Source organism: Nonomuraea lactucae (assembly GCF_003313395.1).
Lineage (GTDB): Bacteria > Actinomycetota > Actinomycetes > Streptosporangiales > Streptosporangiaceae > Nonomuraea > Nonomuraea lactucae.
Window position 1 is genome coordinate 1 of sequence record NZ_QNFZ01000252.1, and the last position, 10,866, is coordinate 10,866.

At 71.6% G+C, this 10,866-nt stretch carries 12 protein-coding genes; 10 read left to right on the forward strand and 2 right to left on the reverse strand.

All coding sequences use genetic code 11. From position 1 onward, the window contains the following. Positions 1-693 (reverse strand): FAD-binding oxidoreductase (locus tag DQW85_RS15900; RefSeq protein ID WP_240197210.1); only part of this gene is annotated, 693 nt, incomplete at its 3' end. A gap of 91 nt (positions 694-784) precedes the next feature. Between DQW85_RS15900 and DQW85_RS15905 the strand changes: the two genes are divergently transcribed. Further along, positions 785-1,327, forward strand: coding sequence for a hypothetical protein (locus tag DQW85_RS15905; RefSeq protein WP_162795029.1), 543 nt, complete (start codon positions 785-787; stop codon positions 1,325-1,327). Positions 1,328-1,358: 31 nt separating this feature from the next. Here DQW85_RS15905 and DQW85_RS15910 read toward each other — a convergent pair whose 3' ends face one another. Further along, entirely contained in the window at positions 1,359-2,564 is a 1,206-nt protein-coding gene (locus tag DQW85_RS15910; RefSeq protein WP_240197211.1) for an aspartate aminotransferase type Ic, read from the reverse strand. A 218-nt stretch (positions 2,565-2,782) separates the two neighbouring features. Here DQW85_RS15910 and DQW85_RS15915 point away from each other — a divergent pair, with 218 nt between their 5' ends. From DQW85_RS15915 to DQW85_RS15950, 9 genes are all read left to right on the forward strand, one after another. Beyond that, positions 2,783-5,557: an immune inhibitor A domain-containing protein gene (locus DQW85_RS15915; RefSeq protein WP_113701090.1), complete on the forward strand. Its 2,775-nt coding sequence runs from the start codon at positions 2,783-2,785 to the stop codon at positions 5,555-5,557. Positions 5,558-5,654: 97 nt separating this feature from the next. After that, a complete protein-coding gene (locus DQW85_RS15920; RefSeq protein ID WP_113701091.1) occupies positions 5,655-6,593 on the forward strand; it encodes a diacylglycerol/lipid kinase family protein in 939 nt (312 codons plus the stop codon). A gap of 48 nt (positions 6,594-6,641) precedes the next feature. Continuing rightward, on the forward strand, positions 6,642-6,809 hold the full coding sequence (locus tag DQW85_RS44525) for a hypothetical protein (RefSeq protein WP_162795030.1): 168 nt from the start codon (positions 6,642-6,644) through the stop codon (positions 6,807-6,809). Positions 6,810-6,874: 65 nt separating this feature from the next. Next, positions 6,875-7,255 carry a phage holin family protein gene (locus DQW85_RS15925; RefSeq protein ID WP_113701092.1) on the forward strand — a complete coding sequence of 127 codons (381 nt, stop codon included), beginning with the start codon at positions 6,875-6,877 and terminating at the stop codon, positions 7,253-7,255. Further along, positions 7,252-8,004, forward strand: a complete 753-nt coding sequence (locus DQW85_RS15930; protein ID WP_113701093.1) for a DUF3618 domain-containing protein — start codon at positions 7,252-7,254, stop codon at positions 8,002-8,004. Before DQW85_RS15925 ends, DQW85_RS15930 begins: the two co-directional genes overlap by 4 nt. A 3-nt stretch (positions 8,005-8,007) precedes the next feature. After that, positions 8,008-8,961: a YihY/virulence factor BrkB family protein gene (locus DQW85_RS15935; RefSeq protein WP_113701094.1), complete on the forward strand. Its 954-nt coding sequence runs from the start codon at positions 8,008-8,010 to the stop codon at positions 8,959-8,961. Further along, positions 8,961-9,398: a protease inhibitor I42 family protein gene (locus DQW85_RS15940; protein WP_113701095.1), complete on the forward strand. Its 438-nt coding sequence runs from the start codon at positions 8,961-8,963 to the stop codon at positions 9,396-9,398. Before DQW85_RS15935 ends, DQW85_RS15940 begins: the two co-directional genes overlap by 1 nt. A 70-nt stretch (positions 9,399-9,468) precedes the next feature. Beyond that, entirely contained in the window at positions 9,469-10,194 is a 726-nt protein-coding gene (locus DQW85_RS15945; protein ID WP_113701096.1) for a DUF1838 family protein, read from the forward strand. 9 nt (positions 10,195-10,203) lie between these two features. Then, positions 10,204-10,617: an HIT family protein gene (locus tag DQW85_RS15950; protein WP_113701097.1), complete on the forward strand. Its 414-nt coding sequence runs from the start codon at positions 10,204-10,206 to the stop codon at positions 10,615-10,617. The last annotated feature ends 249 nt before the right edge of the window (positions 10,618-10,866 follow it).

Consider the following 10,866-nt stretch of genomic DNA (forward strand, 5'->3'; position numbering starts at 1 on the left):
CGCCTCGCGCGGCGACCCGAACTCCGCCGCGAACGTCGCGGGCGGCGCGGCGGGCGCCCGGCGCAGCCGCACGGTGGCCGAGGTGATCACGCCCAGCGTGCCCTCTGAGCCGACGAAGAGCCCGGTCAGGTCGTAGCCCGTGACGCCCTTCATGGTGCGCCGGCCGGTGTTCAGGATCCGGCCGTCGGCCAGCACGACCTCCAGCCCGAGCGCGGAGTCGCGGGTCACGCCGTACTTCACGCAGCGCAGCCCGCCCGCGTTCGTCGCCAGGTTGCCGCCGATCGTGGAGATCTCGTACGACGACGGGTCCGGCGCGTACATGAGCCCGTGCTCCCTGGCCGCCCTGTCCAGGTCGGCGGTGATCACGCCGGGTTCGACCACCGCGATCTCGTCGGCGGGGGAGAGCTCCTTGATCGCCGTCATCCTGGCCAGCGACAGGATGACCGTCCCGTCGCCCGCGGTGGCCGCGCCCGCCAGGCCCGTGCCCGCGCCGCGCGGCACCACCGGCACCCGGTGCCCGGTCGCCCATCGCATCGTGGCCACCACGTCGTCGCGGGAGGCGGCGAGCACCACTCCCAGGGGCTTGCCCGGCTCGACGAACGTGCGGTCGCGCGCATAGGAGTCGACCACGTCGGGATCGGTCAGGACACGCCCCTCCGGCAGGGCGCTCAGCAAGGCGTCGATGGGTCTCACATGAAGAACCTTACGGTTTGCTTGTAACGAGGCTTAACGCCAAACTGCCCGGGTGACAGTGACGTGTCCGGTGTGCACCAAGACTGACCAGGTGATCTCCGTTCCTGGCGCGGTCGCCGCCGGGACCACGTACCGCATCGGCCGCGTCCGGCTGCCCAGCGCGCGCGACGTCGCCGACCTGCCCACCGCGGCGGCGCTCGGCGCGTCCAAGCACCTGATGAGCCGCACGCAGCTCGCGGTCTGGCTGTCGTTCCCCAGCCGCCACTACATGCCCTGGTCGCGCAACCAGGGCTACATCCTGCTCGGCGTCGCGGCGCTGACGCACCTCGTGGTCGCGCTGGTGATCGCCATGGGCAAGGACTCGGGCTGGGGAGAGGTGCTGGTAGCGCCGTTCTGCCTGACCGGCCTGTTCTGGGCTCTGGGCCTGCTGCAGGTGCTCGGCTCGTACGGCGCGCGCAAGCGGGACGTGGCGGAGGCCCCGGCGCGGGAGCAGGCGCTCAAGGTGTGGGAGGGCCTGTGCTACTGCCCGCGCGACAACGTCGTCTTCGAACCCGGCGTCGGCGTCTCGTTCCACCCCAGCGAGACGCGCGAGTACATCTTCGGCTTCAGCCGGGGGCGCGGCCGCGTCGTCTGACGACACGGCCGCGGCGCCGACGGCGGCAGGATCAGCCGCGCTCGTCCGCGACCAGCCGGACGCACACCGCGAGGCCGGTGATGGCCTGCTCCAACTCCTCCAGGTCGGGGTAGGTGGGCGCGATGCGGATCGTGCGGTCGTCGGGGTCCTTGCCGTAGGGGTGGGTGGCGCCGGCCGGGGTGAGGGCGATGCCCGCCGCCTTGGCCCTGGCCACCACCTCGGCGGCGTGCGGCACCTCCAGGCTGATGAAGTAGCCGCCCTTCGGGCTGGTCCAGGAGGCCAGGCCGCCCAGCTCCTTGGCGAGCACCCGGTCGACCAGCTCGAACTTGGGCCAGACCAGCTCGGCGTGCCTGCGCATGTGCGCGGCCACGCCCTCGGCGTCGCGCAGGAACTCCACGTGACGCAGCTGGTTGATCTTGTCGGGGCCGATGGACTGCTTGGCGGTGTTGGCCAGGAACCACTCGACGTTCGCCGGCGAGGAGCCGAAGAACGCCACCCCGCCGCCGGCCAGCGTCACCTTGGAGGTGGAGCCGTAGACGAACACCCGGTCGGGGTGGCCGTGCTCGGCGGAGAGCGCGAGGATGTCGGCGAGCTCGGCCGGCGTGCCGGTCAGGTGGTGCACCGCGTAGGCGTTGTCCCAGAAAATCCGGAAATCGGGGGCCGCGGCCGGCATGGCGGCCAGCCTGCGCACGGTCTCGTCGCCGTAGACGACGCCGGACGGGTTGCTGTACTTCGGCACGCACCAGATGCCCTTGACGCTCGCGTCGGCGGCCACGAGCCGCTCGACCACGTCCATGTCGGGGCCGTCGGCGCCCATGGGGACGGGCACCATCTTGATGCCGAAGCGCTCGCAGATCGTGAAGTGGCGGTCGTAGCCGGGAACCGGGCAGAGGAACGTGATCTCCGGCTCCTCCACCCAGCGGCGCGCCGCGCCGGGCACGGGGCTGAGCAGGGCGTGCACGATCGTGTCGTGCATCATGGCGAGGCTGGCGTTGCCGCCCACGACGAGCTGCCCGGCGGGCACCTGGAGCAATGGGGCGAACAGCGCGCGCAGCTCCGGCAGGCCCTGCAGGCCGCCGTAGTTGCGGCCGTCGGTGCCGTCGGCCGCGCGGTAGGTCGACGGCAGTCCGAGCATGTCGTTGGAGAGATCGAGCTGGCGCGGGGACGGCTTGCCACGGGTCAGGTCGAGCGTGAGCCCACGCTGGACGAGGTCGGCGTAGTCGCGCTGAGCGTTCACGGGATCTTCTCCTCCGATCGGGTCGGATACGAAGGATAGTCGGATCCGGAGGACAGAAGACGCGGGCCGCCCCGCAGGAACCGCTCCGCGATGTGGATGTCGCAAATCCATCACGTCTCCATTGCGCGCTTTACGGAGCCTTTACTGACGATCTACGGTCCGGACATCGCACTCTCCTTTGTCATGCGCCCGGTGATCCCGGGCAGAGAGGGTCTCCGGTGTCCAGCACTAAACGCCTGTTATCAGCGATCCCGGCCGCGGCGCTGCTCGCCGCCGGCCTCACCGCTTCCCCCGCGGCCTCGCCCACCCCGCCACCCTCGGCCGCCGGGAGCTCCGTGGCGAGGTACGAGCCCAGCGCGTCCGACTACTACATCAACTACGCGCCGCCCCGCGTCGAGCCCGATCCCCCCGACCCGGCCGTCCCCGGCAGGCGGGCCCGCGCTCAGGCCCCCGCGCAGGAGTACGACCGGAAGTTCGCCAGCGGCAACCCCACCGCCGCCAGGGTGCTCGCCGCCCGCGAGAACCAGGCCATCCGGACCGGCCGCAACCCGGCCGAGTTCATCTTCAAGAACGCCACACAGGCGAAGACCGCCAAGCTCCTCACGCTGCTCGTCGAGTTCAACGAGAACGCGAACGACGACTTCTCCGGCTTCAACCGGCTGCGCACCGTCGACAGCGCGCCCGACGACTGCGTGGTCGAGCCGGCGGGCACCAAGCTGAACGGCCCGCCGCACAACAAGATCCCCGATCCCGCCACGCTGCCGAAGAAGGACAACAACACCTTCTGGGTCAAGGACTTCAGCACCGGGCACTTCAACAAGATGCTCTACAGCGACACCGGCATCACCGAGCGCGTCCGCCCCGACCTGAAGGACCCGCGCGACGGCAGGCCGGGCATCGACGTCTCCGGCTTCACGCTGAAGAAGATGTACGAGGAGATGTCCAAGGGCGCCTACTCCGTCACCGGCTCCGCGGTCGGCTGGATCAAGGCCCCGCACTCCGAGGCGTGGTACGGCGCCGCGGCCTGCGGTGGCGCGCCGCAGGACATGTCCGGCCACCCGGACAACCCGCGCGGCGCCGGACAGCTCGCCATCGACGCGGTCAACGCGCTCGCCCAGGCCCAGCCCTCCTTCCCCTGGGCCGACTACGACGTCGAGGACGTCTCCGACGCCGACGGCGACGGGAACTTCGCCGAGCCCGACGGCGTCATCGACCACCTCGTCCTCGTGCACGCGGGCAAGGACAAGTCGGCCGACGGGGGCGCCGAGGGCACGTACGCCATCTGGGCGCACGCCAGCGCTGTCGCCGGCGGCTACGCGGTGCCGGGCGCCGGCAAGAAGATCTCCAACTACATCGTGCAGCCCGAGGACTCCGGCGTCGGCGTCTTCGCCCACGAGTACGGCCACGACCTGGGCCTGCCCGACCTCTACGACACCTCCGGCGCGGCCAGCTCCGCCGTGGACTTCTGGGACCTGATGTCGAGCGGATCCCACTCCGGGCCGATCTTCCAGTCGATGCCCGCCCACATGGGCCTGTGGGACAAGTGGGTGCTCGGCTGGGCCGACCCCAAGGTGTTCGACCCGGGTGACGCGGCCAGGCTCGTCACGGTCGGCCAGTCCTCCCGCACGCCGAGGTTCACCCAGGACGGCGTCCGGGTGAACCTCGCCTCCTCGCCGCTGAAGATGCTCGACCCGCACAGCGGCACGGGCGCCTGGTGGTCGGGCATGGACCAGGAGTGGGCCAACGTGACGCTCACCCGCGACCTGCCCGTCCCCGCCGGGGCCGACGTCCGCCTCTGGATGTGGAACAACTACGAGATCGAGCAGGACTGGGACTACGGCTTCGTCGAGGTGTCCGCCGACGGCGGCCAGACCTGGGCCCAGCAGAAGGTCTTCGACGAGGCCGGCAACGAGGTCACCACGCCGGACGGCTACCCGGACCCCAACAAGAACCTCGCCACGTTCGGCGGCAAGAAGTACGGCCTCACCGGCAACACCGGCGGCTGGCGGCACGACTACGTCAACCTGACCCCGTTCGCCGGGAAGAGCGTCAAGCTGCGGCTCACGTACAACACCGACGCGGCCTTCACCCCGCGCGGCTGGCACGCCGACGACTTCCAGCTCACCAACGGCGGCGCCGCCGCGTGGAGCGACGACGTCGAGGCGGGCGCCAACGGCTGGAAGGCGACCGGCGGCACCTTCACCAACACCAGCGGCAAGGGCTGGACCGTCAACAACGGCTTCCGCGAGCTCTCCCGCTTCTACCTGGCCGAATGGCGCAACTTCGACGGGTTCGACAAGGGCCTGCGGTACGCCTACGACACCACGTACTCGCGCGACGGCGCCTGGAAGGTGGAGAAGGTCAAGTACAACGCGCCCGGCCTGCTGGTCTGGTACCGCGACTCGACCTTCACCAACAACTCCCTCGTCCCCAACCTGCAACTGCCGCCCAGCATCGGCTCCAAGGGCAGCCTCCTGCTGGTCGACTCGCACTTCGACCCACTGCGCCGCACCGGTCCCGCGGCCGGCAAGGACCCGACCAGGCACAAGAACATGGAGGGCCGCACGCAGACCTCGAACGCGGCGTTCTCCTTCGCCAGGACCCACCCGTTCAAGGAGTGCCTGGAGGCGCCGGACGAGCCGTTCAGCGAATACTGCACGGACGTCGCGCCGCTCAAGGGCGTGCCGGACTTCACCGACGCCAAGACCTGGTATCCAGGTTTCGAGGTGCAGGACGGCACGCTGTTCTACCGCGACTTCGACGCCTCCGTGGTGGTGCCGTCGAAGGGCGACCAGCAGTACAGCACCCGCGTGGTGCACCTCGACGGCACCCCCGCGACCGAGCTGTACGGCAGGGACGTCGGGGGCGGCCACAAGCTCGGCACCGGCGACCCCGGTGACGAGGGCAAGGCGCTGGGCGTCCAGTTCAAACTGGTCAGCCCGCTGCCGGGCAACCTGGGCGCCATCATCCAGGTGATCCCTCCCAAGAAGTGACACACGGGGCCGCCGGGCCACTCCCCGGCGGCCCTAAGGTCGTCCGCGTTCAGCGGGCGGCCTCAGGTAGCGGCTTGTGCACCTAACATTGATGACCATGAGCGCACTTCGCACCAAGGCCGAGCACACCGAGGCGATCCGCACGGACCGCCGGGTGGCGTTGGTGATCAACACTCGCTCACGCCGCGGCAGGCGCCACTACTTCGAGGTGATCGAGCAGATCCACGCCCTCGGCTTCGAGCCGCTGGCCGAGATCGGCGTCTACAACCCCAAGCGCCTGCGCGACCTGCTCGACACTGCCCTCGCCACCCGGCCCGACCTGCTGATCGTGGGCGGCGGCGACGGCACGCTCTCCTCGGCCGTCCGCCACGTCGCCCACCGCGACGTGGCGCTCGGCGTGCTGCCGCTCGGCACCACCAACAACTTCGCGCGCAGTCTCGGCCTGCCGCTCGACCTGCCCGGCGCGATCCGGGTGTTCGCCACCGGCAAGGTCGCCGACATCGACCTCGGCATGGCCGACGACCGGCCGTTCGCCAACCTCGCCAGCTTCGGCGTGTCCGTCGAGGTGGCGGGCAAGGTCAAGCCGTGGCTCAAGCGGGTCCTGGGCCGCCCCGCCTACCCGCTCACCGCGCTGACGATCCTGCCGGGGCACCGGCCGTTCCGCGCGGTCATCACGGTCGACGGGCAGCGTCACGAGCTGCTCACCCACCAGCTCAACATCGCCAACGGCCGCTTCCACGGCGGCTGGCAGGTGGCCAAGGACATCAGCATCGACAACGGCATGCTCGTCGCCTACCAGCTCGGCTCGGGCAAGAAGCTGCGGCTGCTCGGCGAGACGCTGGCGCGCGCCACGACCGGCCGCTGGCGGAGCCTGGCGGGCGGGCCGTTCGTGGTGGGCCGCGAGATGCTGCTGGAGACCGACCCGCCGATGGCGGCCGACGTCGACGGCGAGGTGCGCCTGCGCACGCCCATCCGCCTGCGGGTGGTGCCCAACGGGGTGCGCGTGATGGTGCCGTCCTCGTTCCAGGACCGTTAGGGCGCTCAAGCCCCGCGGCGAGCGCCCGGTGGCGCGTACAGTGGGGGCATGAATCCTCCCGGATCGTGGTGCGAGCGTCCCAAGCCGCAGGCTCCCTCGTGCGAGCTCCCGTCCCCGTGGAGCAAGCCGCGCAGGCCGGACAACTGGTGCGAGACGGAGAAGTCGCCGGTCCTGTCGGTGATCGACTTCCTGCTACGCGCCGCCCCCAAGCGGTGACGCTCAAAGCGATATAAAGCCGGCCGGCTGGGTAGTCGCGTTCCTCATCAGAGGAGGGCGACGACGTGAACGACACCCACAAGCTGGTCAACGACCTCTCCGAGCAGGTCTCCCGGCTCGTGAAGGACGAGTTGCGGCTGGCCAGGCTGGAGCTCGCGCAGAAGGGCAGGCGCGCGGGATTCGGCGCCGGCCTGTTCGGCGCGGCGGGCATGGTCGCGTTCTTCGGCGCCGCCGCGCTCGTGGCGGCCGTCATCCTGCTTCTCTCCCTGGTGCTGCCCGGGTGGATCGCCGCGGTGATCGTGGCCGTCGTGCTGTTCGTCCTCGCGGCGGTGCTGGGTCTCGTGGGCCGCGCCCAGGTGAAGCGGGCCACCCCGCCCGTGCCCAGCGAGACGATCGCGAGCGTCAAGGCCGACATCGACGCGGTCAAGGAGAAGGTGCGGCGATGAGCGAGACGGATCCCGGATACGGCAGTGAGGAACCTGGCTACAGCAGGGAGCACGCCGGGGAGGTGGGAGCCCACAGGAAGACGGTGGGCGCGCCGACGGACCACGAGTCGATCAACGTGCCCCAGACCAGGCCCGGTGCGGAGGAGAACGCCCTGCGGGCCGAGGCCGAACGGCTGGAGCACTCGACGTTCGACCCCGAGCCCCCGCTGCCGGACGACCGCACCGAGGCGATCGAGGCCCGCGAGGTCGAGGCCCGCTCGCAGACCGGCCCCCGGTCCCGCGAACCGGAGGCGGCGCCTTCGCGGCGGAAGGACCCAGACATCGACAACGAGGAGGAACTCGTGCGCGACCGGATCAAGGAAACCCGTGACGACCTCGGCCAGACCGTGTCGGCCCTCACCCACAAGGCGGACGTGAAGGCCAGGGCGACCGAGGCGGCCGGAGCGGCCAAGGGCAGGGCGGCCGAAGCGGCCGAGGTGGCGAAGGGCAAGGCGGCCGAGGCGGCCGAGGTGGCGAAGGGCAAGGCGACCGAAGCGGCCGAGGTGGCGAAGGGCAAGGCCGCGGAGGTCGCGGACAAGGTCCGCGAGGCCACCCCCGACCAGGTCAAGGACGCGGCCGACAAGGTCACCACGGAGGCGAGGAAGCGGCCCGTCCTGCTGATCGCCGCCGCCGGCACGATCGCCGTGTTCGTGCTGCGCAGGATGGCGCGGCGCGCGGGCGAGCGGACCAGGCGCGGCCGGAGCAGGTAGGCCTTGACCTCCCCGGACACGGCCACCCCGGACACCCCCGCCGAACTTCCGCGCCGGGCCTGGTGGAGCGTGCTCAAGCGCACGTTCGCCGAGTTCGGGGAAGATCGTGTCCAGGACCTGGCCGCCGGGCTGACCTACTACGCGGTGCTGTCCGTCTTCCCGGCCATGATCGTGCTGGTGGCACTGTTCGGGCTGCTCGGCCACGACGACACGGCCGTGCTGGTCGGCCACCTGACCGTGCTGGCGCCCGCCGAGGTGCGCGACCTGCTGACGCAGGGCCTGGCGGGCGTCCAGCGCAGCGGCGGCAGGGCCGGCCTGGTGGCGATCGTGGGCCTCGCCGTCGCGCTCTGGTCTGCCTCCGGCTACATCGCGGCCTTCATCCGCGCCACGAACCAGATCTACGACATCCGTGAGGGCCGCCCCTTCTGGAAGATCACCCCGTTGCGGCTCGGGCTCACCATCCTGGTGACGGTGCTGCTGGCGGTGGGCGCCATCGCGGTCACGCTGACCGGGCGGCTGGCCGACCTGGCGGGCCGGACGCTCGGCGTCGGCGGCACGGTCGTGGCCGTCTGGGACGTGGTCAAGTGGCCCGTCATCGCGCTCGTCGCGGCGGGGCTGATCATGGTGCTGTACTGGGCGGCGCCGAACGTGCGCCAGCCCGGCGTGCGCTGGGTCACCCCGGGCGGGCTCGTCGCGGTGCTCCTCTGGGTGATCGTCTCGGCGGGCTTCGCGCTCTACGTGAGCCGGTTCGGGTCGTACGACAAGACCTACGGAACCCTCGCGGCCGTCGTGGTCTTCCTGATCTGGCTGTGGCTGTCGAACATGGCCCTGCTGTTCGGCGCGGAGCTGGACGCCGAGCTGGTCAGGCAGCGCGGCATCGCCCAGGGCAGACCCCCGGAACAGGAACCGTACGCCGTGCCCCGGGACGAGCCGGAGCCCGATAACCTGCCCGAGTGATGCGTCCCGAGGCGGCCAGGAGAGTGGCGCGGGCGGCGCCGGCCGCGCCCCTGCTGGCGGTCACGCTGCTGGCCGGGTGCGGCGGCGGATCGGCGGTCAGCGACCTCGGCACCGTCGTCGAGGGCGCCAAGGGCGCCACCGTCGCGGTCGAGCTCGGCGCCGGCCGGCGCTTCTCGCTCGCCGTGCCCGACGACCCGAAGGCGGGCGACCAGTGGACCCTCGTGGCCGTGCCCGACCCCCTGGTGGCCTCCTACATCAGCAAGGAGCACCCGCACGACCGCGACGGCACCAGCTACTTCGTCTTCAACACCAAGCGGCCCGGCCAGACCCGGATCAGGCTCTACGACTGCTGGCGCTGCGGTGGCGCCACCACCCCGCCCACCGGCGAGAGCCAGAGGCTGTCCGGCGAGGCGGTCTTCGAGCTGACCGTCCGCTGAGCGGAACGCGGTCCCGGCGCGCAAGCGCACGGGCTTGATCGCGGAGGGCGGGTCGGAAAGGCTGCCTTCCATGGACTTCATTCGCGTGCGCGCGTCGGCCGACGGCGCCGAGACGATCTCGTGGTGGACCGGCGACGTGTACGGCTGGCGGCCCGACGACGGCCCCCACCACCTGTTCGGCTTCGAGGGCGTCAACGTGGCCAGGGCCGTCGAGGCGGAGGGCGGATGGCAGCTGCTCACCCGCGAGGCGGCGGCCTACCTCGACCCGCGCACCAGGGAGATCCTCGGCGTGTGGGACAACCCGTTCACCGGCGCCGCCGTCGAGGTCCAGCACGTCTTCAACGACCCGGTCAACCAGCGCCTCGGCGGCCATCCGGTGCCGGTCACGCGGATCGGCGACCAGGTGGTGTTCAACGTGGACGTCCGCCTGGCCTACCCCTCGCCGCTCAAGGTGGCCGACTACCCCGACAACTCGGCGAGCGACACGTACCGGGCGATGGAGCTGTTCCAGTTCTTCGCCCGCGCCGGCGACCTCGACTCCGGCGTGGCCGACGTGCCCAGCGTGTTCTCCTGGTGCCGGGTCTCGCCGTGGCTGCCGTGGATGGCGATGGGGCAGCGCGAGGGCGCGCTCGTCTACCACTGCCGGGGCGGCAAGACGGCGGAGGTGCCCGAGCGGCTCGCCCGGCACGTGGGCGAGCACTTCCTGCACGCGCCTGCCACCTGGTCGGGTCCGAACATGACGAGCTGGACGGCGTTCGCGGACCGAGCCGGCAGCAGGGACGCGGCCGCGGGGTAGGGTCGGCCGGTGAGCACCGACCTGTTCTGCGAGATCATCGCGGGGGAGCGGCCCGCGTTCGTGGTCCACTCCGACGACGTGGCCGTCTCCTTCCTCGACCGCCGGCCGGTGTTCAAGGGGCACGTGCTGGTGGTGCCGAGGACGCACGTCGAGACGCTCGCCGACCTGGCCGACGTCGGGCCGTTCTTCGAGCGGGTCCAGGCGGTCGCCCGTGCCGTGGAGCGGGCGACCGGCGCCGCGGGCACGTTCGTGGCGCTGAACAACCGGGTGAGCCAGAGCGTGCCGCACCTGCACGTGCACGTGGTGCCGCGCAACCGCAAGGACGGGCTGCGCGGCTTCTTCTGGCCGCGCACCACCTACGCCTCCGACGAGGAGGCCCGCGCCTGCGCCGCCGCGATCGCCGAGGCGCTCGCCTCCCCCTGACCCCGCCCACACACGATGGGGGTGAGGTGCCGGGAGGGGGAGCGGGAGCGGAGGGGCGTAGGCTCCGGCGGTGTGGAGTATGTCGTCGGCGTCGCCGTGGTCGCGGTGCTCGTCGGCGTGCCCGGGTGGGTGCTGTGGCGGGTCGTGCGCGGCCGGCGCGAGCTGGGCACCGGCCCGGCCGAGCGCGCCACGTTCGAGACCCTCCACACCGCCTCGCTCGCCGGCCCGCCGCTGCGGGCCGGACTGACC